The 26,267-nt window shown below is 45.0% G+C and carries 24 protein-coding genes; 10 read left to right on the top strand and 14 right to left on the bottom strand.

The genetic code is table 11. From position 1 onward, the window contains the following. Window positions 1-4: 4 nt before the first annotated feature. Complete coding sequence (locus SHAL_RS04250) at window positions 5-562, bottom strand: GNAT family N-acetyltransferase (protein ID WP_012275958.1); 558 nt, start codon at window positions 560-562, stop codon at window positions 5-7. Window positions 563-849: 287 nt separating this feature from the next. Here SHAL_RS04250 and SHAL_RS04245 point away from each other — a divergent pair, with 287 nt between their 5' ends. Then, a complete protein-coding gene (locus tag SHAL_RS04245; RefSeq protein ID WP_012275957.1) occupies window positions 850-1,770 on the top strand; it encodes a GGDEF domain-containing protein in 921 nt (306 codons plus the stop codon). A 168-nt stretch (window positions 1,771-1,938) separates the two neighbouring features. Here the strand turns inward: SHAL_RS04245 and SHAL_RS04240 are convergent, their stop codons facing one another. Then, entirely contained in the window at window positions 1,939-2,148 is a 210-nt protein-coding gene (locus SHAL_RS04240) for a hypothetical protein (RefSeq protein ID WP_041415843.1), read from the bottom strand. A 77-nt stretch (window positions 2,149-2,225) separates the two neighbouring features. Here SHAL_RS04240 and SHAL_RS04235 point away from each other — a divergent pair, with 77 nt between their 5' ends. After that, window positions 2,226-2,639, top strand: coding sequence for an META domain-containing protein (locus tag SHAL_RS04235; protein ID WP_012275955.1), 414 nt, complete (start codon window positions 2,226-2,228; stop codon window positions 2,637-2,639). 157 nt (window positions 2,640-2,796) lie between these two features. Here SHAL_RS04235 and SHAL_RS04230 read toward each other — a convergent pair whose 3' ends face one another. After that, window positions 2,797-4,095, bottom strand: a complete 1,299-nt coding sequence (locus tag SHAL_RS04230; protein WP_012275954.1) for a dicarboxylate/amino acid:cation symporter — start codon at window positions 4,093-4,095, stop codon at window positions 2,797-2,799. 169 nt (window positions 4,096-4,264) lie between these two features. Next, the gene (locus SHAL_RS04225) at window positions 4,265-4,603 is read right to left on the bottom strand and encodes a hypothetical protein (RefSeq protein WP_012275953.1); all 339 of its coding nucleotides are present in this window, start codon (window positions 4,601-4,603) and stop codon (window positions 4,265-4,267) included. A gap of 157 nt (window positions 4,604-4,760) precedes the next feature. Here SHAL_RS04225 and SHAL_RS04220 point away from each other — a divergent pair, with 157 nt between their 5' ends. After that, entirely contained in the window at window positions 4,761-5,204 is a 444-nt protein-coding gene (locus SHAL_RS04220; protein WP_012275952.1) for a GNAT family N-acetyltransferase, read from the top strand. A 104-nt stretch (window positions 5,205-5,308) separates the two neighbouring features. Here SHAL_RS04220 and SHAL_RS04215 read toward each other — a convergent pair whose 3' ends face one another. Both SHAL_RS04215 and SHAL_RS04210 read right to left on the bottom strand, forming a co-directional pair. Beyond that, window positions 5,309-6,676, bottom strand: coding sequence for an L-serine ammonia-lyase (locus SHAL_RS04215; RefSeq protein ID WP_012275951.1), 1,368 nt, complete (start codon window positions 6,674-6,676; stop codon window positions 5,309-5,311). Window positions 6,677-6,852: 176 nt separating this feature from the next. After that, the gene (locus tag SHAL_RS04210) at window positions 6,853-8,139 is read right to left on the bottom strand and encodes an aromatic amino acid transport family protein (protein ID WP_012275950.1); all 1,287 of its coding nucleotides are present in this window, start codon (window positions 8,137-8,139) and stop codon (window positions 6,853-6,855) included. Between the two features lie 556 nt (window positions 8,140-8,695). Here SHAL_RS04210 and yjjX point away from each other — a divergent pair. The 5 genes from yjjX (at window position 8,696) to SHAL_RS04185 (ending at window position 13,486) form a co-directional block, all read left to right on the top strand. Further along, a complete protein-coding gene (gene yjjX, locus SHAL_RS04205) occupies window positions 8,696-9,235 on the top strand; it encodes an inosine/xanthosine triphosphatase (RefSeq protein ID WP_012275949.1) in 540 nt (179 codons plus the stop codon). A 92-nt stretch (window positions 9,236-9,327) separates the two neighbouring features. Continuing rightward, window positions 9,328-10,269, top strand: a complete 942-nt coding sequence (locus SHAL_RS22500; RefSeq protein WP_012275948.1) for a bifunctional helix-turn-helix transcriptional regulator/GNAT family N-acetyltransferase — start codon at window positions 9,328-9,330, stop codon at window positions 10,267-10,269. Window positions 10,270-10,374: 105 nt separating this feature from the next. Next, window positions 10,375-11,418, top strand: a complete 1,044-nt coding sequence (locus tag SHAL_RS04195; RefSeq protein ID WP_012275947.1) for an NADP(H)-dependent aldo-keto reductase — start codon at window positions 10,375-10,377, stop codon at window positions 11,416-11,418. A 96-nt stretch (window positions 11,419-11,514) separates the two neighbouring features. Next, window positions 11,515-12,726 carry a cysteine desulfurase gene (locus SHAL_RS04190; RefSeq protein WP_012275946.1) on the top strand — a complete coding sequence of 404 codons (1,212 nt, stop codon included), beginning with the start codon at window positions 11,515-11,517 and terminating at the stop codon, window positions 12,724-12,726. A 313-nt stretch (window positions 12,727-13,039) separates the two neighbouring features. Continuing rightward, window positions 13,040-13,486, top strand: coding sequence for a SufE family protein (locus SHAL_RS04185; protein ID WP_012275945.1), 447 nt, complete (start codon window positions 13,040-13,042; stop codon window positions 13,484-13,486). A 52-nt stretch (window positions 13,487-13,538) separates the two neighbouring features. Here SHAL_RS04185 and SHAL_RS04180 read toward each other — a convergent pair whose 3' ends face one another. The 5 genes from SHAL_RS04180 to nagB all read right to left on the bottom strand — a co-directional run bounded on the left by SHAL_RS04180 (window position 13,539) and on the right by nagB (window position 18,154). Continuing rightward, on the bottom strand, window positions 13,539-13,913 hold the full coding sequence (locus SHAL_RS04180; protein ID WP_012275944.1) for a PH domain-containing protein: 375 nt from the start codon (window positions 13,911-13,913) through the stop codon (window positions 13,539-13,541). A gap of 80 nt (window positions 13,914-13,993) precedes the next feature. Beyond that, window positions 13,994-15,943 carry a peptidase U32 family protein gene (locus SHAL_RS04175; protein ID WP_012275943.1) on the bottom strand — a complete coding sequence of 650 codons (1,950 nt, stop codon included), beginning with the start codon at window positions 15,941-15,943 and terminating at the stop codon, window positions 13,994-13,996. A gap of 131 nt (window positions 15,944-16,074) precedes the next feature. Continuing rightward, window positions 16,075-16,392, bottom strand: a complete 318-nt coding sequence (locus SHAL_RS04170; protein ID WP_012275942.1) for a cupin domain-containing protein — start codon at window positions 16,390-16,392, stop codon at window positions 16,075-16,077. A 64-nt stretch (window positions 16,393-16,456) separates the two neighbouring features. Beyond that, the gene (locus tag SHAL_RS04165) at window positions 16,457-17,128 is read right to left on the bottom strand and encodes a nitroreductase family protein (protein ID WP_012275941.1); all 672 of its coding nucleotides are present in this window, start codon (window positions 17,126-17,128) and stop codon (window positions 16,457-16,459) included. A 234-nt stretch (window positions 17,129-17,362) separates the two neighbouring features. Beyond that, window positions 17,363-18,154, bottom strand: a complete 792-nt coding sequence (gene nagB, locus SHAL_RS04160; protein WP_012275940.1) for a glucosamine-6-phosphate deaminase — start codon at window positions 18,152-18,154, stop codon at window positions 17,363-17,365. Between the two features lie 180 nt (window positions 18,155-18,334). Between nagB and SHAL_RS04155 the strand changes: the two genes are divergently transcribed. After that, entirely contained in the window at window positions 18,335-18,946 is a 612-nt protein-coding gene (locus SHAL_RS04155; protein ID WP_012275939.1) for a pseudouridine synthase, read from the top strand. 45 nt (window positions 18,947-18,991) lie between these two features. Here the strand turns inward: SHAL_RS04155 and SHAL_RS04150 are convergent, their stop codons facing one another. The 3 genes from SHAL_RS04150 to prfB form a co-directional block, all read right to left on the bottom strand. After that, window positions 18,992-21,451, bottom strand: a complete 2,460-nt coding sequence (locus tag SHAL_RS04150) for a putative bifunctional diguanylate cyclase/phosphodiesterase (protein WP_012275938.1) — start codon at window positions 21,449-21,451, stop codon at window positions 18,992-18,994. A 702-nt stretch (window positions 21,452-22,153) separates the two neighbouring features. After that, window positions 22,154-23,659, bottom strand: coding sequence for a lysine--tRNA ligase (gene lysS, locus SHAL_RS04145; RefSeq protein ID WP_012275937.1), 1,506 nt, complete (start codon window positions 23,657-23,659; stop codon window positions 22,154-22,156). A gap of 12 nt (window positions 23,660-23,671) precedes the next feature. Beyond that, window positions 23,672-24,770, bottom strand: a protein-coding gene (prfB, locus tag SHAL_RS04140) for a peptide chain release factor 2 (RefSeq protein WP_190273621.1) whose coding sequence is annotated in 2 segments (ribosomal slippage) — window positions 23,672-24,694 and window positions 24,696-24,770 — 1,098 coding nt in all. Because the reading frame shifts where the segments join, the coding sequence is not laid out codon by codon here. Window positions 24,771-25,080: 310 nt separating this feature from the next. On the opposite strand from prfB, the gene SHAL_RS04135 reads away from it, so the two are divergent. After that, window positions 25,081-26,073 (top strand): ion channel, encoded by a 993-nt coding sequence (locus SHAL_RS04135; RefSeq protein ID WP_012275935.1) that lies wholly within the window; start codon window positions 25,081-25,083, stop codon window positions 26,071-26,073. The last annotated feature ends 194 nt before the right edge of the window (window positions 26,074-26,267 follow it).

The raw sequence follows: 26,267 nt of genomic DNA, 5'->3' as shown, positions 1-26,267 counted from the left end.
ATCCTTAGAAAAAGCTTTCGTTAGTTGGTAACACTAATAGGTAATAATCACGCCCATCGAAGCTGATATAATCGACAACTTGCATACCACCTTTACGAGTATGGGCGGCAAAAGAGCCTGCATTATCTTCGGCGATAAAGGTCAGCATGTAAGGCAGCTCGTTGGCGACCAGCTTCTTAACGAAGGTCACTAACGCTTCGAAAATACCTTGGCCGCGATGGCGACTGTCAATCCATATAGGCCCATATTGACAGCAGTTCTTCTCGGTAAGTTTCGCGCGATCATAATCGAGACGAGGTAAACGATTGAGTAAATTACGATAGATAGGCCATTGCCTGAAGAAAGACCATCGCCCCGCAATGACATAACCTACAATTTGTCCCTCAACTTCAGCTACGACGACCCAATGCTGGTTAACCAGTGTGGTTAAGTCTGCTTGAGTGAAGGACTGGCCATCAAGCGAATTGTCACGCTTATCCACTGCAAGCTCGTCCTGTAGGTGCTCTTGCTCCAGCGCAACCAAGGTTGCAATGTCAGCCTTTATAGCCCGTCTTATATTCATCTCTGTCTTCTACACTCAGTATCTACGCTCGGTCTCGACTCTGTTGGAGTAAAAACACTAATCTTTTGCTAATTATATCCGAATTACGGCTAAGGTCATTAGGCTTCAACTTATTGATCAATATCTGCCATATAAGCACTTTTACCCAAGTGCTCCGATGAGCACTATTCAAACATTCACAGATCAAGCTTTTACACTTTTAACATTTTAACAACCACAAAAAGTCCGTATAGTTATTCAAGCTTGATAAAACTATTTGCTGCCCTAAAAAATAAGCGAGCTCACTCATGTTAGCCCAAAAAATTAATCACAACATTTGGATTAGAGAGCAAGACCACCCCGCTATTAGCTTGCCAAGGTGGCAGCAACAAGTCGACTTAATTGACGACCTTTATCAATCTAAAGCCACGGTTATTATTCAGTCTAACGGTAATCAGGCCCAGATAACCTGCAGCAGTAAGCAGGCTGACAATATCTTCTCCGGTGGCGATATGCTCCAAAGAGAAGGACTCATCGATGCAATCTGTGAAACCATCAGCTACGGGCTAGTCCCATTTGAGCCCTCTAAAGTGGTTGGCAGCTTTGCTTGTTTCAACATATTGCTAGCTATCAAACTCAATTGGCCAGATGGCAGATTATTTGGCTGCCTAGTGATTTGCGATCCCGCGGCTGATAAAGTTAGTGCGACCTCTGCAGCTGTCTGTGAATCAGTGAAAGCACTGATTCAGGGTGAGTTGAAACAGATGTACCTGATGGAGCAACTGCAGAGAATGTCGGTACAGGATGAGTTTACCTGTATGCTCAACCCTTACGGCTTTAACCTAATGGCTCCTAGGCAATTGAGTTTAAGCCGCCGCTTCGGTTCTCATGCTGGAATTATTGTATTAGAAGATATGCCAACCCCTGTGCATCAACAAAAATACACTGAGTCACAACGGATCCGAATTATCGCTAGAGTCATTTCAGAAAGCATGCGTGAAGCCGATATTTCTGCTCGAATTCAAGATGAACAATTTATTATTCTCGCCTTTGTCGACAATGAGTCTAACCTCGATAGTTTAATTGCACGGTTACGTAAACGACTCAATAAGGAAGCACCGGAAATTAATCTCGTGACGGGTAAATGCTTTTTTACTCCTGACACTCAGCTGACATTAATTCCGATGCAACAAGAGGCGATCGCAGATCTTGAGAAAAATAGGAAATAATAGGTTCTAGGAAAAGCTAAGACGAATGAAGCCGATAGAAGCTGAGACGGCAAAGGCTGGTAAGGCAAAGACGAGACAAGCAGAAAAGCAAAACCACATCTATCCAATCCAATTGATAACACTTTTGCCCTTCTTTATCCTAGTACCTGATTTTCCTAGAACCTTCTTTTAATTTTGCTTGCGTGCCCACTCGAAGAAGAGCGCAATAGGAAACGGCGACATCATCACCATCCCCAGACCCGCTAGACTGGCAATAAGTACCATACCTTCTACTTGTTGCGACATATTGGACAAAAAAAGGACACCAACGGCACATAGCAGCATGCTTAAACCTATCCAATGCAATATTTTTAGTGTTTTAATTACATTTTTTTGCACTGCAAACCGCCTTTTTCTATTGATTTTAGACTAATATATTCACAATTAATTGATATTAACTACCTCGGATCCAGAACATGATAAAACAATCCTTAATCGTAGCAAGTTTGCTATTGGGTTTAGCAGCTTGTCAATCAACGCCTCAAGTTCAAGTAGAGGATTTAGCCATTGAAGGTACATGGCACATTGAGTCAGCACAAGGCCAGCCAGTCATCGATTACAGCCCTGCAGAACTGATTTTTGATGCAGATGGTAATCTAACAGGCAACAACAGCTGTAATAACTTTTTCGGTGGCTATGTACTATCGGGTCAGTCACTGCAGCTACAACCTGCAGGTAACACAATGAAAGCCTGCGTTGACGCACTAATGGCGCAGGAGCAACGTGTGATGCAAGTGATGCCTACGGTTACCCAAGCTCAAATGGAAAAAGGTAAGCTAGTGCTAAAAGATGCTAGCGACAATACCGTTATGGTACTCAGCAAAAAGTAATATCAATCGATATCAGTGCTGAGCAAGATGTGTGTTAGCAGCTAGAGTAGACTTTTACCATCCATGGTAAATCGTCATAAATGTTCCAGACATAAAAAAACCGCCTTTTGGCGGTTTTTTTATGCGTTAACACAATGGTGAATAATTAATTAAGCAATTAAGACTTTAACCTTTCAGCCATCTCTGCACTTTCTTCGGCATTGGCGTTGTAATGCTCAACGTCGATTTCGCCTTCAGATTTTGCAATCACAGTGGTCGCGACTAAGTCACCAGACACGTTCACAACCGTGCGCGCCATATCCAAGATACGGTCGATACCGGCAATCAGGGCAACACCTTCAAGCGGTAGACCCACTGTGGTCAATACCAAGGTTAGCATTACAAGGCCCGCTCCTGGCACACCAGCGGTACCAATTGAGGCTAACGTTGCAGTTAAGATGATAGTGATGTAATCGACCCAAGTCAGATCGATACCAAAAGCTTGCGCCACAAACAGTGCCGTAACGCCTTGGTAAAGCGCGGTGCCGTCCATGTTAATCGTGGTACCTAGAGGCAGTACAAAACTTGAGATCTTCTTGTTAACGCCTAAGTATTCGCTGGCACATTTCATACTGGCTGGCAGCGTGCCTGCAGAACTAGAGGTGGTATAAGCGACAGCAATCGCATTGCTAATACCTTTGAAAAATTGAATTGGATTAAGCTTAGCAAACACCACTAAAACAAAACTGTAGAAGCCAACAACATGCAAGAAGCAACCGATATATACTGCCACAATCACCTTGATTAACGGCATCAACATATCCACGCCGTATTCGCCCGCAACCCAAGCCATCAAACCAAATACGCCGTATGGTGCAAGCTTCATCACTAAGTCTGTAAGCTTATACATGGCTTCGGCTAGACTTTCGAACACCTTAATTGCTGGTTTGCCATGCTCGCCAATCAACACCAAGGCAATACCTAGGGCTACCGCAAATACAATAACTTGTAAAATCTGACCACTAGCAAGTGCAGCAATCGGATTAGTAGGCACGATATCAATCAAGGTTTGCATCACAGATGGCGCTTGCTTAATTACTTCAGCTGTTTCATGAGGCACCATATCTAAACCAGCACCAGGCTGCATAAATTGGCCAACCGCTAAACCTAGCGTAATGGCGATAGAGGTTGTGCCTAAGTAGAAAGCGAACGACTTGAAACCAATGCGGCCCATCTTTGCAGTATCTTGCATAGAGGTCACACCGACAATTAAAGAACAGAACACGAGTGGCACAATCAACATCTTGATCGTGTTAACAAATAGCGTTCCAATTGGTTTCAAGTAGGTCGCCTGCTCACCTAAGCCTATGCCAGTTAAAATACCTAATAGCATACCAATCATTATCTGTAGCCATAGGGGCACAGACATCCAGCTCGACCACACTTTTTTCACCAGTGAAGGTTGTTGAATTGACATATTTAAACCTTGAAACAATTGAAGGGGGGACTACCAGCGCATGACTAGCTCAAAAATAACGCGGCAGTTTAGCATAAGCTTTAGAAGCGAGAGATGATCTGTATCACGCTGATACATTCCATGGATTAGCCATAACAATAACAACTAGTGCACTGAGGAATTCATAATTTTATGCATCAAATTTTGAGTTTTTGTTATTTTTGGAGAAACGCATTTGATAAAGTGCAGCGGGAGGCTGATCACGTTCAATAAGATAACTCCAATAAGCATCATCAAAGCCTGAAAAAATCGCTTTGCCTTCGGCACGTAAAATCAGCCACCACCAAACGATCCCCCAGAGCCCTAGTGTGAGTAACGTCAGTACAAAATGCCTAGCATGCTTAATCTCTTGTGTCTTAACCACTGTCCGAGGCTGGTTTTTATATTTAGCAGATTCAGTCGATTTTATTGAAGTTTTTGTGGCTCTTGAGCTTGTAGCTCTTGAATCCGTTGATTGCGCTTTTTTCATCGCGACTCCACTTATACGAAGGCCATAGAAAAAGTCTAGCAGAGTTCGACTTTAGTCGAATAGCAATGACTAGACTTTAGTCGAATAAGAATGGTTAAAAAAATACCGGAGAAGCTTAAGCTTCATGCTAAAGTGGGCGAAAAAAGGAACCCGACAGATGATAATTCGTAAAGGACAGATAGCAGATCTGCAAGCGCTAGTTAACTTTAACCAGGCGATGGCACAGGAAACTGAAGGCTTAGTCTTAGATGGACAAGTGCTAACAAAAGGGGTGAACACCCTACTGACATCACCCGAAAAAGGCTTCTATCTGGTCGCAGAGATTGACGGTGAAATTGCTGGTTCTCTCATGGTGACATTTGAGTGGAGTGATTGGCGCGCTAAAGACTACTACTGGATCCAGAGTGTGTATATTCGCCCTGAAAATCGCCGCCAAGGGATCTATGGCAAACTTTACCAAGCGGTAAAAGATATCGCTGCTGAGAACGGTGGTGCTGCTAGCTTTAGACTCTATGTTGAGCAAGACAACACTAAGGCTCAGCAAACCTATAGTGCCTTAGGCATGGAGCAAAGCTACTACTTGATGTACGAACAGAAATAGTTGCTATCGCCGCTCCTCGACTTGAGCAAATGACAGACATTAAAAAGGCCATCATTTGATGGCCTTTTTGCTACTCATGCCAGACAGAATCTGGCAATAAAAAGTTAACCGCAGATGCTGGTTACCTTGATAGCCAAACCGCCTTGGCTGGTTTCGCGGTACTTAACGTGCATATCTTTACCCGTCTCGTACATAGTCGCGATAACTTTATCTAAGCTCACCTTTGGTGCGCAGTTACGACGCATAGCCATACGCGTAGAGTTAATCGCCTTAACAGCAGCAATCGCGTTACGCTCAATACACGGTACTTGTACTTGGCCTGCAACTGGGTCACAGGTCAAACCTAAGTTATGCTCCATGCCAATCTCAGCCGCCATACAAACTTGCTCAGCATTAGCGCCCATGACTTCAGCAAGACCTGCTGCCGCCATAGAACACGCTACGCCAACTTCACCCTGACAACCGACTTCAGCGCCAGAGATAGAAGCGTTGCGCTTGTATAATGAACCCACTGCAGCCGCAGCGAGAAAGAAGCGCGTGTATTCTTGCTTACCAACAGGTTTAATGAACTTGTCGTAATACGCTAGTACTGCAGGAATGATACCCGCTGCGCCGTTTGTTGGTGATGTAACTACGCGGCCACCAGCAGCGTTTTCTTCGCTAACAGCCATAGCAAACACGTTGATCCAGTCAACGATTTCCATTGGGTCGCTTGATAGACGTTCACCCGTTTGTAACTGGCGGTAAAGTGCTGGAGCGCGACGAGCTACTCGTAGCGGACCGGCAAGTACACCTTCAGTTTGACAGCCTTTTTCAATCGCCTGATGCATGGTTTCCCATACTGCACCAAAGCCATCGTAAATAGCTTGTTCACTGTTGAATGCCAATTCATTCTTGAACATGATGGTGCTGATGCTTAGACCGGTCTCTTTACAGATCGCCAGTAGCTCATCAGCAAAATTAAACGGGTATGGCACTTCAACAGGGTTTTCAACATCTTTGCCGAATTTTGACTCTTCAACAATAAAGCCACCGCCTACTGAGTAGTAGGTCTTACTAAGCACAACTTCATCGCCTTTATAAGCGTGTAGCATCATGCCGTTTTCATGCAATGGTAATGCGTGACTATGGAAAATCACCGCATCGTGACCAAAGTCTACCAGCTGCTTTTCGCTGCCCATAGGTAGCTTCTGAGTCTGCTCAACGTCAGCAATAAAACCAGGGATAGCATCAATATCAACGCTCTCAGGTGAGTTACCACCTAGGCCGACAATAATGGCGATATCGGTATGGTGGCCTTTACCGGTTAACGATAAAGAACCAAAAATCTCAACACTTAAACGAGTCACTTGCTCAAACTGACCGGTCTGACGAACATCATCGATAAACTCTTTGGCGGCCTTCATCGGCCCGACAGTATGAGAGCTCGATGGGCCCACACCTATCTTAAAAATATCAAATGCGCTAAACATTAAATCACCTCGGTAATAGAGGAGGACCAAGAGAACTCCTAGCCCATAGTCAAACAATATGGAACGATAAAACTTAACTGATAAAGCCTAGGCAAGAGCGCTAGGCTTTAAAAAAATCGGGCTATTTCAGTGTGCTAGCACATCTTGAAAACAGCCCAGCTTTTACAGTTATCTTATTACATCAAACCAAACAGAATCGCAGTCATTGCAAGTAGACCCGCAATCACAACGAAGATGTTGCTGAAACGACCACGGTATGCAGCTAAGGCTGGAACTTTGTGAATCGCATACATTGGCATTAGGTAAAGAATCGCAGCGATGATTGGACCACCTAATGCTTCAATCATACCCAAGATGCTTGGATTAATAATTGCTACGCCCCAGATAGTGAAGAACATGAAGCCTAAGATAAACTTGTTTAACTTAGAATCTGATACTTCTTTATTTGATGAACGTAATTGCTTAGTAATAATACCTTTCATGCCTTCAGTTGCACCCATGTAGTGACCGAAGAATGAAGAGATAATCGCAACGAAAGCAATGAATGGACCGAAGTAGCTTACAAATCCACTTTCATGCACGTTTGCCAAGTAAGAAAGAATTGGCAAGTTCAGCTCTTTCGCTTCAGCAAGCTGTGCTGGCGATAGTGCTAACACACATGAAACAACAAACATCATCACGAAACCTACCAACATAAATGTGGTGTTACGTAGAATGACATCGGCTTTACGTGCTGCATTTCCACCATGTTCACGCTTAAGTGACACAGAGAACTGTGAGATCGCTGGCGAGTGGTTAAAGGCAAAAATCAGTACTGGGATGGTTAACCAAACCGTACCTAAAAAGTCAACGGTGCTTGGCACAACTTTTAGTGCATCCATCTTCCAATCAGGAATAAGATAAATTGACATGAATGCCAAAATCGCAACTAATGGATATACCAATAGCTGAGTCACCTTAAGCATGAATTTCTCACCAGCAACCATCACTGACATCATGCCAAGAATAAGCACGCCTGACAGGATGAAGCGTGGAGGCGAAGCCATACCAAGCTGGTTAACGATAAAGCTATCAACCGTGTTGGTAATACCCACACCGTAGATTAAAACAATTGGGTAGATAGCAAAGAAGTAAAGCAAAGTAATTGCCTTGCCCGCACCCACGCCAAAATGTTCTTCCACTACGTCGGTGATGTCGCTGCCTGGCTTGCTTGAAGAACAAACAAAGCGTGACAAACCACGGTGAGCGAGGTAAGTCATTGGACCAATGATGGCAACCATCATCATTAGCGGCCAAAAACCGCCCATACCAGCGTTAATTGGTAAGAATAAAATTCCGGCGCCTACAGCGGTACCGAATAAGCTCAACATCCAAGTCGTATCTTGACGTGTCCAAGGCATTGACTTAGTCGTTGCCGTATCATTTTGTACCACTTCTTGTGCACTGATCGCGTCTTTTTGCATTCTTTGTACCTTAAAGGTGCTGAGAGGCACCGTTTAATTTTGATCTCAGGAGTAATTTCGCGGTTAAGAATATCCTAATGCATACTCCAAATATTGATCTGGGTTCACATTCTGTAATTGATTTTCAAATCGTAATCAAATTGAGAGCTAGATCGCTTAAATCATGTAATAAGTTTTCATTTGATCATCACGAACGCAACACAACCGAACCTTAAGTTAACATTAAGTTTACGTAAATCATGAATTACTCATGTACAGCCTCGAATCGTGAAAACTCAGTAGCGGACATAAGTCGCAAAAATATCAATTTGCCGACACACCACACCAATTCAGTATCGGTTTTTGAAGTGCGTCACAGCTTTTAAAGGCAAAATTCACCCTGCCATTAGCTAATCTAATGATGATTTTTGTTAATTTTTATTAAGCATTAGTTAACCGGGGTTAAATCCATATCAATGATGCCTTTACAGCCCTATTCTTTAATGATGAAAATAAGGAAGAAATACAATAAACTAGTGCGACAAAAGTGTTCCCTACTCGAGAAAACATAACCAAAATGAAAGACACTATTAGCATCATCGTTGGCTCAAAGAATCCCGTTAAAGTAGGCGCCGCTCAAAACGCCTTAGCAATCCTTTTTCCCAATAAGCATATCGAGTGTGAAGGTGTCGATGCGCCGTCATTAGTCGCAGATCAGCCTATGACTGAAGCCGAGACCCGCTTAGGTGCAATCAATCGCGTCAAATATTGCCAAGATAAGTATCAAGCCGATTACTTTATTGCAATGGAAGGTGGCGTCGACTTGTTTGATCATGGCCCCGCGACATTTGCCTATATAGCAATCGCACATAAGGCGCAGGTGAGTGTTGGGCGCGGCGCGCAATTACCTTTGCCCATGCCAGTTTATCAAGCGTTAACTCAAGGCCAAGAGCTCGGCCATGTGATGGATAGCATGTTCAATACCGTTAATATTAAACAGAAAGGTGGCGCAATAGCCTTGCTCACTGAAGGCCATGCGACTCGCCAAGGTAACTATACCCAGGCGATTATTCTTGCAATGGCACCGATGCTGCACCCTCACTTGTACATTAATTAGTCTTTACTTTATTATTTTCATCTTAATACGCTTGATTTTGAAAAAGAGTCCTCGTAAGTTAGATGCTAATCGCAACTAAATAAGAACTGTCGATGAATCAAGCTCAAGCTAATAACCCTTTTGCTGCTTCTCTGCTACGTCGCCTCTCTAGGCAACTTATCCGTCAACTCGGTTTGTTAGGTGCTGCCTGCGGTAACCAGCCTCTCTCCCCAGTTCAAGCCCATACCCTAATTGAGTTAGGCGAAAACAGTTACTCAATTAAGCAACTCGCTGAAATCATCAATATAGACAAATCTAACGCAAGCCGAGCCGTAAGCCAGCTTGTAGAAAAAGGGTTTGCTAAGTCGCAATCGAACCCGAAAGATAATCGTAGTTTAGTGGTACAAATTACCCCGAAAGGAAAGAAGCAGCTGCTTCAGTTAAATAAGCAACAAAACCAGCAGTTCAGCGACATTATGGCCCAGCTCCCCGCAGAACATATTGCAGAGCTGGAGCTCTCACTAAGGCGTTACAACAAAGCCGTGCTGCAGTCTAAGTCCCAGCAAGGCTATAGCATCAGAAGTATTACAAGCGATGACAATGCACAGATGGCCCAAGTGATCCGTCAAGTGTCAGCCGAATATGGCCTAACAGCAGACAAAGGCTATGGCGTAGCCGATAAAACTCTGGATAACCTGAGTGAGGTTTATCAAGCCCAGAATGCCCATTACTGGGTTATAGAGCTCGAGGGTAAGATTTTAGGCGGCGCTGGCATCGCGCCATTGGTTGGACACCCTGACACCTGTGAATTACAGAAGATGTACTTCCTACCCGAAGTACGCGGCAAAGGCTTTGCCAAGCGTCTAGCGCTGCAAGCTATTCGCTATGCTAATGTTCAAGGCTATACATCATGTTATTTAGAAACCACCGCTAACCTTATTGAAGCTATAAAGCTCTATGAATCGCTAGGCTTTAAGCATCTCGACGGGCCAATAGGCAATACTGGCCATGATGCCTGTGAGATCACCATGTTACGTCCGCTGAGCGCTGGTTAAACTATTTATCTGCTGAGGTATTCAAACTGCAGCTAAGTTAATGGTTTTTATTGGTAAAGCTTGCTAGCCTCAAAGTAAGTGGTCTTCGCATATAAGTGAGTTTTTATGGAATATAGACGTCTTTCGCATTCAAGTTTAAATGTTAGTCAAATCTGTTTAGGTACAATGACTTGGGGAGAGCAAAACACCCAAGCACAGGCATTCGAACAACTGGATTATGCTATCGGTGAAGGCATTAACTTTATCGACACTGCTGAAATGTACCCTGTACCACCAAAGGCTGAAACTCAGGGTGAAACTGAGCGCATCTTAGGTAACTACCTTAAGCACAAAGGCAATCGAGAAAACTTAGTCATTACCACTAAGGTGGCCGCCCCAGGTGGTAAGAGTGACTATATCCGCCCCAATATGGCACTCGACTGGTGTAATATCCATGCTGCAGTTAACGCATCCCTTGAGCGTTTACAAATCGATACTATCGATCTATACCAAATCCACTGGCCTGACAGAAACACCAACTTCTTCGGTGAGCTTAGCTACAACCAGCAAGATGAACATGAGAAGCTTACGCCGATTATCGATACTTTAGAGGCACTATCAGATCTCATCAAAGCAGGTAAAATTCGCTATATCGGCATCTCTAACGAAACGCCTTGGGGCTTTATGGAGTATCTGCGCCTAGCCGAGAAACATGACTTACCTAAAATAGTCTCGGTGCAAAACCCCTATAATCTGCTAAATCGTAGCTATGAAGTGGGGATGGCTGAAATTAGCCACCGCGAAGAGGTGCCATTACTCGCTTATTCACCACTGGCTTTTGGTGCGCTATCGGGCAAATACCTTGATAACCAATGGCCAGAGGGGGCGAGAATGACGCTGTTTAAGCGCTTTGCTCGCTATACTGGCACCAAGATGGCAACGGATGCCACAAAAGCCTATGTGGAGCTGGCTCGAGAGTTCAATATGAGCCCAGCGCAGATGGCCTTAGCCTTTGTAAACTCCCAAAAGTTTGTCGCATCAAACATCATTGGCGCCACCAATCTTGAGCAGCTAAAAGAGAATATCGACAGCATTCACTGCGCTATTTCTCCTGAGTTACAACTACGCTTAGATGAGCTAGCACTGATTTATCGCTTCCCTTGCCCTTAAAAGCGATGCTTTTAACAGTCTAAACTTGCTTTAGGCGCTCAGATCTTACAAGATCTGAGCGCCTTTTTATTTTTATCGATAACCTTGGATCAATTAATGGATCTCTCAACGCTGCGGTCACAGTTCCCAACCCTTGCTCAATCTAACGACGGCTACCCTCTGTGTTACTTAGACACGGCAGCAACGAGTCAGAAGCCCCAGCAAGTCATTGATGCCATGAACCACTATTATCATCATGATAATGCCAATGTGCATCGCGCAGCGCACCAACTATCGGCACGTGCCACCAGCCAGTATGAGGCGGTGCGTGACAAGCTCTGCAAATTTATTAATGCCTATCGACGTGAAGAGATCATCTTTACTCACGGCACCACTGAATCGATTAATATTGTCGCCAACGGCTTAACGGCTCAAATTAAGCAGGGTAGCCTGATTTTAATCGATAGCGCCGCCCACCACGCCAATATAGTGCCTTGGCAAGAGCTCGCAAAGCGCACAGGCGCAGTAATTAAGCCTATCCCACTGACGGCAGATTGCCGCCTAGACTTAGCGGCATTTGAAGCGCTATTACAGCAAAAGCCCGCCATCGTGGCGCTGAGTCATGTATCAAATGCCTTAGGTACACTCAACCCGGTTAACGAGTTAGTTGCCAAAGCCAAACAAGCTGGCGCTATCACCTTAGTCGATGGCGCTCAGGCTATCGCGCATATGAAGGTTGATGTTCAAACTATCGATTGTGATTTCTATGTGTTCTCAGGCCACAAGATGTATGGCCCGACAGGCATAGGCGTCTTATATGGTCGCTTCGATATTTTAGATAACCTAAGTCCCTTGATGACGGGCGGCGAGATGATCAAAACCGTCAGCTTTGAAGCAACCGAGTTTAATCAGCTCCCCAACAGACTCGAGGCAGGTACGCCACCGATTGCAGAAGTGATCGGCTTAGGCGCCGCAATAGACTTCATCGAGGCACTGCCAGCTGAACAGGTCCATGCAAAAGAGCGGGAGCTACTCAACTACCTACAAGCATCTCTAAAGAGCCTAGGGGATGTAATACTTTATGGCGCCCATCAGGACAATATCGGCGCAGTCGCCTTTAACCTCGCCGATGAGCACCATCAAGATGTGGGCATTTTATTAGATCAACAAGGCATAGCGGTGCGCTGCGGCCATCACTGCGCGATGCCCTTGATGCAAAGTTTAGGCTTAAAAGGCTGCTGCCGCGCCTCGATTGGCGTTTATACTAATAAGGCCGATATCGACCGCTTTATTATGGCGATGGCGTCGGTGAAAGAGTTATTACTTTAAAAAGAAGGTTCTAGGTTCTAGGAAAGGCTAAGATGGTAGCGGCCGAGTAAAGCAAGAAAAGCAGGAAAATATTAGAGCAACCGCAATCAAAGCCCATTGTAGGTCGGTATTTATGCCGTCACAGGTTAAAAGCAGGTTCTAGGGAAAGCTAAGAGCCGGAAAAGCTAACAAACGGCAAAGGTGGCGCTTTTGGCTTTTGTTGTTCCTAGTAGGGCGTAGCCCGTCCTCGCAGCGAAGCGTCCTAGGTCCTAAGCCCTATAAAAAGCAAAGCACATTTTTATTTAATTATTTATCAATTCAAATTAGGTCGAGTATGAGTCAGCAAGTTCAACCCTCTGCAGAGCAATTTTTAGCATTAACCCTTGAAAGTGATACTGCGGCAACCGTGGAGTTATTTGAACAAGCAGGTAACTGGCAGGAGCGCTATCGTCAGATCATGCTATTAGGTAAGAGCCTGCCAAAGCTTGATGATAACCTGCGTGTTGAAAGCGCACAGGTTCGCGGCTGTGAGAGTAATGCCTGGCTGTATCACAGTGAAATTGACGGTAAACACTACTTTATCGCCGACAGTGACGCCCGCATCGTCAAGGGCTTAATTGCCCTGTTATTGATCGCCTGTAATGGCAAAACCAGCAGCGAAATCACCGCGTTCAGCCCAGACAGTTATTTCACTCAGCTAGGGCTTCAGGGGCAGCTCAGCCCCTCACGCACCAATGGCTTGCTGGCACTCGCCAAGGCAATAAAGCTCGCGGCCGAATAATATCCCAAAAGAGCTATCTAGCTGAGCTAGCAATAAGCCCTATCAACAAGAGCTATAAAGATAGATTAGCGATGGTCTTTTGAATCCCCACCACATCGGTGCCGCGTTTTAGCTCTTTCACTAATGGATCTTTTTGACCCGAGATCCATATTTTTAGCTCAGAATCCATATCGAAAGTGCCTGCGGTTTCCACTTCAAAATGGGTTATCGACTTATATGGCACCGAGTGATAACTCACCTTCTTACCGGTAACGCCTTGCTTATCAATCAAGATCAGACGCTTGTTGGTAAACACGAACATATCGCGAATAACCTTATAGGCTAAGGTTAACGACTCATCATCGGCCATAATTGGGCTTAACTCTTGAGTTAACTCGCTTAAGTTAACCTCAGATGCGTTGCCCATCAGTGAATCTAATAATCCCATTGTCTATATTCCTTTATTCAATAAATCTAAAGCCTAGCCTAAAAGCTAAGCCTTAAATATAAGCGCTAAACCTAACAGGGTTAATCCTTTGAGCGAACTTGCCTGTTTTCACCGACCACCATCATTTCACATTTCGGGCAGTCAAACACCAGCTTTAATACATCTTTACCAATTTCTAGCACCATAGGATCGGCCTTGATCCCAGGCACCTGTTTCGGACACAAGTTGAAGTTAAAGCGCAGGCAGTGCTTAGTCACCATTAATGGCACATCTTCAGTGATACCGTTTTTCTCGTAGGTATCTTGAATTTCAATCACGCCATGACGTTGATAGAACGCCTTAGCCTTTTCGTTCGCCACATTACCTAGATAGCTCAAATGCTTAACAGGGTATACGGCATCTTGGTTATATGACCAAGCCTGAGGACGCTGATAATCGTTGGCTCTCGCCAGCTCTAGTGCCGCCACGGTGTCACGACGAAGACCATTTAGCAGTGATGTTGGGATAAACCAGGTCTCGGCAGTTTCGATGCTGATGTTGTGAGCCTTAAAATCGGTGCTACCCAGCTTTGCCAGCTGCTTGCGCAAGCCTTGCTGGGCTTTTTCGATATCGGTTGCCGCCGTTTTCTCAACGACTAATGACTCAGTGGCACTGTGACCATAAACGTCTGTCATGGTCAGTGACACGCCATCACAGGTATCGGCCAAGACTAAATCTACGCCGATGATGCGCTTAGCCGACTCTTTGGCCAATACCGCTTCAAATGCTTGATTATGATTACGGTAAATCGTCATGCCCACTTTTAGCTCTTTTGGCATGCGCAGCACAAATAACTTCAAGCCGTCGGCGCGGTTTACACGTAGGCCCTTTAGCTTGTCATCTGACTGCTTAGCCTCGGCATAATCACTTGGGAAGAAACACAGACCGTCGCCATTGTTAAAGGTTTCAGTTGAGGTCACTTCAATAAAATCGCTACCAATGTGTTTAACCGTCGCGACCTCTTCACCGATATATTTAGGCGAGCGAAAATCATTCATGCCTTGACTACGTTCATGGACAAAATAGTCTGTCTTACCGCGGTTAAAGGTCTTTTCAGGATCCGGGGTAAAGCTGTGCTCACAACGGCCATGGGATGAGGCGACAAACTCAGGACGCCTCGCAATAATCTTATCTAGCTCTTGACGATAATGGGCGGTGACGTTTTTAACGTAGCTTAAGTCTTTTAAGCGGCCCTCGATTTTAAATGAGCGCACACCGGCGTCGATCAAGGCTTCTAAGTTGTCTGTTTGGTTATTATCTTTAAGGGATAATAGGTGCTCATTTTGTGCCAACACTTCACCCTGACGGGTTTTTAAGTCGCCTGGTAGACGGCACATCTGCGAGCATTCACCGCGGTTGGCACTGCGGTTACTGAACGAGTGACTTAAGTTACATAAGCCGCTAAAGGCCACACAAAGTGCGCCATGAATAAAGAACTCTATCTGCATATTGGTGTTAGCGGCAATATCGCGAATTTGGCTTAAGCCTAGTTCACGGGCTAACACCACCTGAGAAAAGCCGACCTGCTCTAAGAAGGCGACTTTTTCTGGACTACGGTTATCCATCTGCGTACTGGCATGCAGGGCAATAGGCGGCAAGTCCAGCTGCAATATGCCCATATCTTGCACGATAAGCGCATCGGCACCTGCCTCGTAGACTTCCCAGATGAGTTTTTGCGCCGCTTTAAGCTCATCGTCCATCAAGATGGTATTGATGGCGACAAAGACTTGGGCGTGATATTGATGAGCAAAGGTACATAAGCGCGCGATATCTTCGACACTATTACCGGCAGTGGCTCGCGCACCGAAGGCGGGACCACCGATATACACAGCATCGGCACCATGGCGAATGGCTTCGATACCCAAGTCAGCATTTTTTGCCGGAGCCAGCAGCTCTAGACGATTGTTTTGCTTCTCTACAGGAGTGCGCGCACCGTCAGCTGGCTTGTCGCTGGGCTTATCGCTAGGAGTATAGATGCCAACATTGCTCATAAAAATCACTCAAAAAGGGTTAACACAAATATTTTGGGCGAAGATTATAGCAAAATTGGCAAGCTTTGGCGTTAGCTAATATTAAATCAATTTTTAAGCAAATTTGTTTACAACCTTATTTGTTTGCAACCTTAGTAGTGAACCGCTAGCCAGATAGTCTCAACCTCTTCACAGGTCCAGGCCACGCGATGTTTAACGTGGGCGGGTATATTAAGATACTCCCCCGCGCCAAGCTCAATCACCTCACCATCAATAAATTCAAGCCTAGCTGCGCCCTGCATTACCATCACCCATTCACTGCGGTGTTGATCGTACCATTCACCCAAAGGCGTAATATGCGCCTTGGAAATGATGCGCTCAATGAGCAGCTCACCTTGCTCCACCAGTGGCTCAAACGCCTCTTCAATTAAGTCTTGTGGTAATGCTTTTAAGATATTGTGCTTTTGCATCTCGCCTCACTTTTTGTCATTAACCGCCGCGCCAAGCTACGACTATAATAATAGGCTACTGCGATTATAAAATGGTGCAGATCTCCTCTAAGGACTTTTTCTGCAGTGCATGCTCAGGCACGGTCGCATCATCACTTGGGTAGCCGGCAATTATTAGCATATAGGGCCGTTCGTTATCCTTGTCGCGACCACAGACTCTACTCAAAAATGACATAGGTTTTGGGGTGTGGGTTAAGGTGCCAAGCCCGGCATTATGTAGCGCCTGAATAAGAAAGCCAGTGGCGATGCCAACTGATTCGTGCACATAGTAATTGGTTTTCTGCTCGCCCTCCTCTTCACTGCGCTTTTGACTGAAAATAGCAATCAACCAAGGCGCGTGTTCAAGGTAAGGTTTGTCGGCATTAGTCCCTAGAGGTTTGAGTGCATCAAGCCATTCTTCCCCTGCACGACCTGCATAAAATGCTCGCTCTAATGCTTCGGCTTCATGACGAATTTGGGCCTTTATCTCAGGGCTGTTAATCGCGACAAAGTGCCACGGCTGGTGATTGGCACCATTGGGCGCAGTACCTGCGGCGAGAATACATTTCTCAATGATCTCTTTAGGTACGTCTCTATTGGAGAATTTACGAATTGAGTGACGACGTTGCACCTGCTTATAGTTAGCATCGGCACGCTCAAGCATCTCAACTTGTGGGTATTCAATAAAATCATTAAGTGGCTGGTGTGCTTGAGTCATCTCGAATCCCTTTATTACGTTATTTACATCCCATTTATTGACCTAGTTGGGCGATGTCTGCTGCCTTTAACATCGCAAACTTACAATAGACATATTATTGCCGAAATAACAAATATCGGTGCGACAATATTTGGGGCTAAGCCTAAACGTAAGCCTAATCTATACGTAAAAAGACAAGCTCAGCTTGTCTTTTTATAGTGAATTGGCACCTAAACGGGCGTTTACCAATCTAGTCTACAAACCCAATCTCGCCATCAGCTTTTGATTCTCGACTTCGATGTGTTTATAGAAATCTCGGTCTGTCAGCTTAGAAGCTGCGGCTTCGTCGATCACTAGCACTGCATCTTGGTGTAGTTGCAAGGCTGATGCAGGGCAAGCGGCGGTTAATGCACCTTCAACCGTTGCTAAAATAGCCTCAGCCTTATTCTCGCCCGTTGCTAATAGCACGACTTTCTTGGCATCTAAGATAGTGCCAATACCCATGGTGATCGATAGGTGCGGCTGATACTCACCTTCTTTGAAGAAACGAGCATTGTCATCAATCGTCGCTTTAGTTAAGGTCTTCACTCGTGTGCGCGACATCAAGCCCGATGAGGGTTCATTAAAGCCGATATGACCGTTACGACCAATACCGAGTAGTTGAATATCGATTCCGCCTGCAGACTTAATCTTATCTTCATAACCCTGACAAGCTGCAATCGGATTTTCGGCGTCACCAGGAGGAACAAAGGTCTTGCTCTTGTCGATATCAATGTGATCGAACAGCTGCTCATTCATAAAGTAGCGGTAACTTTGTGGGTGCGTCCCCTCAAGCCCTAGGTATTCATCTAGATTAAACGTGGTGACAGCTTTAAAAGAGATCTGCTTATCTTTGTTGGCGGCTATTAAACCTTGGTAAAGCGACAGCGGTGTCGAGCCTGTGGCTAATCCCAATACCGAATCAGCCTTTTTCTGCAGCTGCTTAATAAAAATATTTGCGCCATATTCAGCAACCGACGCACTGTCTTTTAATATTACGATTTGCATAAACTTGATCCAATATCTGTTAGCGGCAGTTAACTATGTAACATTACTATAACCTTATACGAGCCGAATGACAACGCTGTCATTAGCTATTGTTTAAACCGTTTATCCGCTTTCTCGCTACTCAAGCGAAGCGCTTTAATTAACGGTATAATCAATGTCCCCTTGTCCAGAGTCTCTTGTATGTCTGTTGTCGATAAATCTAGCGAACCTAAGCATCAACACTTTTTGATCTACAAGCCCTACGGTTTTCTAAGTCAATTTGTACCTGAAACACGTAAGAGTAAACCGTTGCTCGGTCAGCTATATGAGTTCCCAGAGAAAACAATGGCAATTGGTCGACTCGACCATGACTCAGAAGGCCTGTTACTACTGACCACCGATGGGATGCAGAGCCACCTTATTCGTAGTAAAACCATTGAAAAGGAATACTATGTGCAGGTTGATGGCGAAGTGAGTCAAGCACAACTCGCGAAGCTACGACAAGGAGTAGAAATTGGCATTAGCGGGGGTAAATATCTGACTTTACCCTGTAAGGTTGAACTATTGATCCACGAACCAAACCTTCCAGCAAGAGGAAAAAAGATCCGCGATCCTCGCCACGGCCCAACCAATTGGCTTTCCGTTACTATAGATGAAGGTAAGAACCGTCAAGTAAGAAAGATGACCGCCGCTGTGGGCTTGCCGACGTTAAGATTGGTTAGAGTCAGGATTGGTGCTATTCATCTTAAGCAGATGCAACCTGGCGAGGTTATCCCTGTGACCGGTTTTGCTATCGATACAGAGCATCGATAGCAACGGCTTTAGGTATTACGACTTAACAACCTATAAGGATGGCGATTAAACTCTGTCGTCAGCAATTAAAAACGCTGTCAGCTCTTCGACTAATTTAGGCTTACTATAAAAATAACCTTGAGCGTGATCGCAGTGATTGTCCTTTAAGAAGTCTGCTTGGGCTTGGGTTTCTACCCCTTCGGCGACCACTTGCAAATTCAACGCATGCCCCATCGCAATGATAGCCTTGGCAATCGCGGTATTGTGGGTATCAAATGGTAAGCCAGCGACAAAAGACTGATCGATTTTAAGCTTATGGAGCGGCAGTTTTTTAAGGTAACTGAGTGACGAATAGCCTGTGCCAAAGTCATCTATCGACAACTCGATGCCCATCTGACCTAGTTTCGCTAGATCTTGGCTAACCAGCTCAGGATTGGACATCATGCAGCTTTCTGTCACCTCAAGCTCTAAGCTACTCGCTGGCAGCCCCGTTTGTTTGAGGATCTCAGCGACCTCATCAACAAAGCTACTGCGTTGAATCTGCTGGCCGGCGACATTCACCGCAATTCGGCCAAAACTCACCCCTTGCTTACGCCAGCGTTGCCCCTGCTCACAAGCACGCTTTAACACCCAGCGTCCAATATCTTGAATTAAACCGATCTTCTCGGCCAATGGAATAAAGATATCGGGAGAAATGCTGCCAAGAACAGGATCGACCCAACGTAGTAACGCCTCAAACCCAACCACGTCCCCGGTACGAAAACTGATCTTTGGCTGATACTCGAGATGAAATGCATTCAGCTCTAGCGCATCATGCAGTGCACTCTGTAACTTGAGTTTAGCAACTGACTCTTGAGTCAATGACTCGGTATAAAAGGCATAACTGTTTCGTCCATCTTGTTTAACCCTGTGCATCGCCACTTCTGCATTGACCAGTAATCCGCTGGAGTCTTGTGCATCATCGGGATAAATCGCGACCCCCATACTCGCAGTCAAGCGCGCCTGCCCATGCTCCGCCAGCAGAAAGGGTTGATCGAACATTTTTCGAAGCTTATTAATACTAAGCAGTAACCTGTCGTTACTATCGATATTGGGTAAGATCACCGCAAACTCATCACTGCCCAAACGAGCAACTGTAGCTAAATTGTCTAAGCCAAAATTAAAACGGCGACTCAGCTCAAGCAGGACTTCATCCCCCATGGGGTGGCCATAGCTTTCATTGATCTGCTTAAAGAGATCGACATCGATATAGACTAAACCAAGACGTGTATTGCTATGGCTTGCCTGTTTTAGCTCTTGCTCCAAGCCTGTATTAAGCGCCATGCGATTGGGCAGTTTAGTCAACGGATCGTGAAATGCGACTCTAGCAAGTTCGGCTTCACTCTGTTTTTGTGCCGAAATATCATTAAACACTGCGACAAAATAGCGGATCTGATGCTCGTCATCGTAGACAGCACTGATATTGAGCATCTGCGGAAAAATAGCGCCGTTTTTACGACGATTCCAGATCTCACCGTGCCACTTGCCTTTGGTCAGTAAGTCACTCCATAACTTGGTAAAAAAAACTTTATCATGGCGGCCTGAATTAAACACCCTTGGATTTTTTCCAAGAAGTTCCTCTTTTTCATATCCAGTGATCTCTTTATAGGCACCGTGGGCATCAATAACCGCACCATCAACATCGGTAATAATCACACCCTCTACCGAGTTCTCAAACACTCGTGAGGCCAGCTCGAGCTGATCTTTCGCCGCCTTATGAGATGAGATATTACGTGAAATGCCGAGCACCCCGGTTAACTCTCCATCATCATCCATAATAGGGACTTTGGTTGTCTCGAGCCAAGAGTCAACATCGCCAATGTCCAAGCCTTCACACTCTCCGGCCGATACTTCCACGCCTTTGCGTATAGACTCCATATCGCTGGCGATAAAATGCTTTGCTAAACGCGGCTCAAATAGCTCATCATCGGTAAAATTTAAGATCTGCTCTCGAGAACGATTCCATGCAAGCTCAACACTGTGATTAACCATCATGTAGCGTCCAGATGTATCCTTCATCCAAACATGCTCTTTCATGCAATCGATAAACGTTTGCAAACCCACAGGGCTCGCTTGGTGACCCACATCGCGAACCGAACTTTGTTTGCATTTAAAATCACGATAAATTTTACCCAAGTCCTGCTCTATGCTGTCAGCACATACTTTTAATAAGTGCCGGATCTCGGCCTGTAGCTCGCATACTGAAAGAGTAGAAACTTTATTTGAAGGGGTGATACAGAGATAGCCAAACAAGGCACCCGCAGGCCAATTAATGGGTAGCAGACACCGAATATGACTGTCGAAATAAGAGCTTGTCTCGCCAGTTCCAGTTAATTGGCTATAGCTATCGTGATAGAAAAGCTCAGGACTAAGCTGCTGAGTTTTTAGCTGCTCAAGGCTAATATTGGCATAGCCGATAGCAACAAACTTATCGGTTTGATCTATCTGGAATAACGCGGCCCCGCACTGGGCTATTCGTGCCAGCATATCGATAGATTGCTGCCATTCACCCCGTTGTGCTTGCGTTATTTTGATATTAATCAACTCTATGTCCTATTAATCTTTCCATTGTGATTCAAAAAGTATTCTGTCAGCTATCGATGGCAATAAAAGTGAAAAAACACACTTTTCAAACAAAAATATCAAAAACAGGCTTAACCTTAGTATTTAAGACTAAAAAGATAAAGACGAACCCTAGATAAAATTGCAGGAAATCAGCACGAGACAAAATGGTAATATTTATACTAAAGAATAGTTTTTTCAGACGCGTAATCAGCGCGTTAATCTAACATTTATACTAACAAAATCATAGACATTAGCGTCAACCTATCTCATTAGGCACAAGAGCTACCCCCACTCTATACCATTAGAGGTATGCATTAGTTTTCACCTATATATAAAACAGTGACTTCTTTAGCCCAGTGCTAAATCAAACCAAGATTAAGGTGCGCTAAATTTTATAGCGACACTCTGCATCAGTAACTGAAATAAACTTAGGTCGTTAGCAGCCCAACAAAATACAGGGAATCAAATTATATTTGTTTGATAAACATCAATTAAATCGTGAGATAAACCTTTCATCAACGGCCCCTAGATCACAGAAATGCAAAATTCGAAATTGTGGTATAAAAAAACCAGCCTAGTGGCTGGTTTTTAAAGTCTTATAGGTATGCACCTATATTCCAGAGATTAGTTAGCCTGTGGGCGCATCGCTGGGAATAGGATCACGTCACGAATTGTGTGCGTGTTAGTGAATAGCATCACTAGACGGTCGATACCGATACCTTGACCCGCAGTTGGCGGTAGACCGTGCTCTAGTGCAGTGATGTAGTCTGCATCGTAGAACATAGCTTCGTCATCACCCGCGTCTTTAGCATCAACCTGCGCCTTGAAACGGCGGTCTTGATCTTCAGCATCGTTAAGCTCTGAGAAACCGTTAGCCACTTCACGGCCGCCGATGAAGAACTCGAAACGGTCAGTGATGAAATGGTTGTCGTCGTTACGACGTGCTAGCGGAGAGATGTCTGCTGGGTAGCCAGTGATGAACGTAGGTTGCATCAACTGAGTTTCAGCTGTTTCACCGAAGATCTCTTCGAGTAGCTGACCACAAGTCCAGAACTTCTCAACTGTCATGCCTAGGCTCTTAGCCAAATCACGCATAAATTCAACGTCTTTAACTTCTTCGTAAGTCATCGACTGGATTGTTGCATTGTCAGGGTTGTACTTCTTGATCGCATCCAACATGCTCAAACGTGCATATGGGCCACCAAAATCAACCGTGTGCTCACCGTATGGCAGTTGTGGCGAACCACAAAGCTCAGTGGCGATAGAGCTTAGCATCTCTTCAGTCAAGTCCATTAGATCGTTGAAATCTGCATACGCCATATAGAATTCCATCATAGTGAATTCAGGGTTATGACGTGGAGATAGACCTTCGTTACGGAAGTTACGGTTAATTTCGAATACGCGCTCAAAACCACCAACCACTAGACGCTTAAGGTATAGCTCAGGTGCAATACGTAGGTACATCGCGATATCTAGCGCATTGTGATGCGTCGCGAATGGACGTGCTGAAGCACCACCAGGAATGCTGTGCATCATTGGTGTTTCAACTTCCATGAACTCTTTCTTCACCATGAAGTTACGAATAGCCGAAACGACTTTAGAACGCATGATAAAGGCTTCACGTGACTGTTCGTTAACGATCAAGTCAACATAACGCTGACGGTAACGTGTCTCTTGGTCTGTTAGACCGTGGAACTTTTCAGGAAGTGGGCGCAGAGCTTTAGTTAGCAACTGGTACTCTTCCATGTTCACATATAGGTCGCCCTTACCCGATAGGTGTAGCTGACCCGTCACACCGATGATGTCACCGATATCTAGACCTTGGAATTTCTCTTTAAGATCTTTTTGAACGTCTTTACCCGCATAAGCTTGGATACGACCGCTCACATCTTGAATAACCAAGAATGGACCACGCTTAGCCATAACACGGCCAGCGATTGAACGCTCAATGCCCATGCCTTCAAGCTCTTCTTTGGTGTTGTGACCAAATTCAGCTTGAATGTCTGCCGCTTTGTGTTTTCGATCGAAGTTGTTCGGGTGACCGTTTGCAGGGCAGTTGGTACGAATGTGCTCTAATTTAGCACGACGCTCTGCAATTAACTTGTTCTCGTCTTGTGTTTGTTCAGTCATCTTCTTCTCTCGTTAAAGGCCAGATTTCAGGCTAGCTTCAATAAACTTGTCCAGATCGCCATCTAAAACGCTCTGGGTATTTCGGTTTTCAACGCCGGTACGTAGATCTTTAATACGCGCATCATCGAGCACGTATGAACGGATCTGGCTGCCCCAGCCAATGTCTGACTTGGCATCTTCGGCGGCTTGCTTGTCAGCATTCTGCTTAAGCATTTCTAGCTCGTACAGTTTTGCTTTTAGCTGTTTCATCGCTGCATCACGGTTCTTATGCTGCGAGCGATCGTTCTGACACTGCACGACAGTGTTAGTTGGCAAGTGAGTAATACGAATTGCCGACTCAGTTTTGTTAACGTGCTGACCACCCGCACCTGATGCACGGTAGGTGTCAATTCTTAAGTCCGAAGGATTGATATCAATCTCAATCGAATCATCAATTTCTGGGTAAACGAATACCGAGCAAAAAGAGGTGTGACGCTTACCTGAAGAGTCAAATGGTGACTTACGTACTAAGCGGTGAACACCGGTTTCGGTACGCAGTGAACCAAAGGCATATTCACCGGTAAACTTGATTGTTGCCCCTTTAATACCGGCAACATCTCCACCCGTCACTTCAATCAATTCAGGTTTGTAATCATGGGCATCACCCCAACGTAAAAACATACGCAGTACCATATTGGCCCAATCTTGAGCCTCTGTACCGCCAGAACCTGATTGAATATCTAAGTAACAATCTGACGCATCATGTGGACCCGAGAACATGCGACGGAACTCAAGTTCCTCTAAACGCCTCTCAAGATCTTGTAACTCAGCAGCGGCATCATTGAAGGTTTCTTCATCGTCCTCTTCAACGGCAAGTTCGAGTAATCCCTCGATATCTTCTAGGCCACTGTCCATATCGTCGATAGTTTTCACTACCGCTTCAAGTGCTGCACGCTCCTTGCCTAAGGCTTGGGCGTTCTCAGGATCGTTCCAAACTTCAGAGCTTTCAAGCTCTCGGCTGACTTCTTCTAGACGCTCACTCTTGGCATCGTAGTCAAAGATACCCCCGAAGAAGGTCGGTACGGTCGGCGAGCTCCTTGATTTTGAATTTAACTGGATTTACTTCAAACATGATTTAATCAACTTCTAATTGCTAAGTATTAACGGCCAAAAGCGTTAACGACTATGTTACTACTGATGGAAAACCCGCTATTTTAACCCATGCTTTGCATGAAACATAGCGGCAAAGGGCCACAAAATAGCAATTTTATTAAACAAAATAGCTTCAAGTAGCAAAAAGCAAAACTTCCCTCACAAGCAGGACTGCTAACATCGAGCCTATGCCCCTCAACGAGGATTGAAGCTTGGGGCTAATTCTGCAGATTTGATAGCGGCTGTCTATACTCATTATTACCGAGTCGCAATGATGGTTAACGCTATTTATGCCTACAGATAGCCAAGCATCTAATCTCTGTCGTTATCATGAAAACAATCAACACACCTGCCAAGAAACCGCCGGAGAATCTGGGCTGTGCTACTGGCATGATCCTAATATAATAAAAAACAATCCCGATGATATGCATAAGCTTGAGCTGTATGCTCGCAAGGGTGGCCAACTCAGAGGGATCTGCTTAAACCACGCAAAACTGGCCAATATCGATCTGGTTCGTCATCGAGAGAAAGTTGGTTTCGACTTGAGTCATGCAGAGCTGTACCGCGCCGACTTAAGTGGTGCGCACCTGTTTAATATCAATTTGGAAAATGCCAGCCTAATGAAGGCCGACCTGCGTGAAGCCAGTGTGCACTGCGCTAACCTTAATGGGTGTAATTTACTCGGCGTTAAATGGCTTGGCGCAAAAATCGAAAATATTCATACGGGTAAAACCTTACGCCAAGAGCGCATTGCTCGAGCGGCAGGAAAAGCCGGGGATAAAGACAGGGCTATGGATTACTTCGAGCAAGCCGAAGAGATCTATCGCGACTTACGAAAAGCTGCCGATAGAGAGGGCCTATTTGCCATGTCGGGGCAATATATCCGCAAAGAACTCACTATGCGCCGTCATCAAATGCCAAAACTCTGCTTCAAGCGCATCATATCAAGAGCTATCGATCTGTTCTGTGGTTACGGTGAAGCTCCACTTAGGGTAGTGGGTTTCTCGCTGGTTCTTATTCTGATTAGTGCCATCATGTATTTTTTTAGTGGCCTTAATTATGCGGGTCAGTTACAAGTTTTTAGTCTTAGCAATGATTTCGTTAGCAATTTATTGTTATTCCTCAACTGTATTTATTATTCAGTCGTGACCTTTACCACACTTGGGTATGGAGACTTTACCCCTATAGGATTTTCTAGAGCGATAGCGGCTTTCGAAGCCTTTACAGGTAGCTTTACCATCGCGTTATTCGTGGTGGTGTTTGTCAAGAAGATGACTCGCTAAGCCTATGATAATCTGTTAAAAAACACTCCTAACACTTCCACTTTTCCACGCAAGAGATCCAGATCACAGATTAGACCAGTAGCAACAATTAACGCGCACACTTCCAACACCACCTGTGAGCCAGCCTGCAATTTTAGCTAAAACTTAAGCTGCATTTTCTGCGTAAAAAAAGGCCGCAGGTATACTCGAAGCAA

Origin of the sequence: Shewanella halifaxensis HAW-EB4 (assembly GCF_000019185.1) — a bacterium.
GTDB lineage: Bacteria > Pseudomonadota > Gammaproteobacteria > Enterobacterales > Shewanellaceae > Shewanella > Shewanella halifaxensis.
The sequence above is the reverse complement of the archived record's forward strand: the minus strand, read 5'-3'. Positions and strand labels throughout refer to the sequence as shown.

Coding starts and splice junctions, on each gene's coding strand:
- SHAL_RS04165 (WP_012275941.1), bottom strand. CDS start 17,128: ATGACTCAAGCACACCAGCCACTTAATGATTTTATTGAATACCCACAA.
- SHAL_RS04210 (WP_012275950.1), bottom strand. CDS start 8,139: ATGCAAAAAGACGCGATCAGTGCACAAGAAGTGGTACAAAATGATACG.
- yjjX (WP_012275949.1), top strand. CDS start 8,696: ATGAAAGACACTATTAGCATCATCGTTGGCTCAAAGAATCCCGTTAAA.
- SHAL_RS04150 (WP_012275938.1), bottom strand. CDS start 21,451: ATGCTGGCACGAATAGCCCAGTGCGGGGCCGCGTTATTCCAGATAGAT.
- SHAL_RS04245 (WP_012275957.1), top strand. CDS start 850: ATGTTAGCCCAAAAAATTAATCACAACATTTGGATTAGAGAGCAAGAC.
- SHAL_RS04215 (WP_012275951.1), bottom strand. CDS start 6,676: ATGTTTAGCGCATTTGATATTTTTAAGATAGGTGTGGGCCCATCGAGC.
- SHAL_RS04175 (WP_012275943.1), bottom strand. CDS start 15,943: ATGAGCAATGTTGGCATCTATACTCCTAGCGATAAGCCCAGCGACAAG.
- lysS (WP_012275937.1), bottom strand. CDS start 23,659: ATGACTGAACAAACACAAGACGAGAACAAGTTAATTGCAGAGCGTCGT.
- SHAL_RS04190 (WP_012275946.1), top strand. CDS start 11,515: ATGGATCTCTCAACGCTGCGGTCACAGTTCCCAACCCTTGCTCAATCT.
- SHAL_RS04195 (WP_012275947.1), top strand. CDS start 10,375: ATGGAATATAGACGTCTTTCGCATTCAAGTTTAAATGTTAGTCAAATC.
- SHAL_RS04230 (WP_012275954.1), bottom strand. CDS start 4,095: ATGTCAATTCAACAACCTTCACTGGTGAAAAAAGTGTGGTCGAGCTGG.
- nagB (WP_012275940.1), bottom strand. CDS start 18,154: ATGCAAATCGTAATATTAAAAGACAGTGCGTCGGTTGCTGAATATGGC.
- SHAL_RS04225 (WP_012275953.1), bottom strand. CDS start 4,603: ATGAAAAAAGCGCAATCAACGGATTCAAGAGCTACAAGCTCAAGAGCC.
- SHAL_RS04135 (WP_012275935.1), top strand. CDS start 25,081: ATGCCTACAGATAGCCAAGCATCTAATCTCTGTCGTTATCATGAAAAC.
- SHAL_RS22500 (WP_012275948.1), top strand. CDS start 9,328: ATGAATCAAGCTCAAGCTAATAACCCTTTTGCTGCTTCTCTGCTACGT.
- SHAL_RS04155 (WP_012275939.1), top strand. CDS start 18,335: ATGTCTGTTGTCGATAAATCTAGCGAACCTAAGCATCAACACTTTTTG.
- SHAL_RS04235 (WP_012275955.1), top strand. CDS start 2,226: ATGATAAAACAATCCTTAATCGTAGCAAGTTTGCTATTGGGTTTAGCA.
- SHAL_RS04170 (WP_012275942.1), bottom strand. CDS start 16,392: ATGCAAAAGCACAATATCTTAAAAGCATTACCACAAGACTTAATTGAA.
- SHAL_RS04220 (WP_012275952.1), top strand. CDS start 4,761: ATGATAATTCGTAAAGGACAGATAGCAGATCTGCAAGCGCTAGTTAAC.
- SHAL_RS04185 (WP_012275945.1), top strand. CDS start 13,040: ATGAGTCAGCAAGTTCAACCCTCTGCAGAGCAATTTTTAGCATTAACC.
- SHAL_RS04250 (WP_012275958.1), bottom strand. CDS start 562: ATGAATATAAGACGGGCTATAAAGGCTGACATTGCAACCTTGGTTGCG.
- SHAL_RS04180 (WP_012275944.1), bottom strand. CDS start 13,913: ATGGGATTATTAGATTCACTGATGGGCAACGCATCTGAGGTTAACTTA.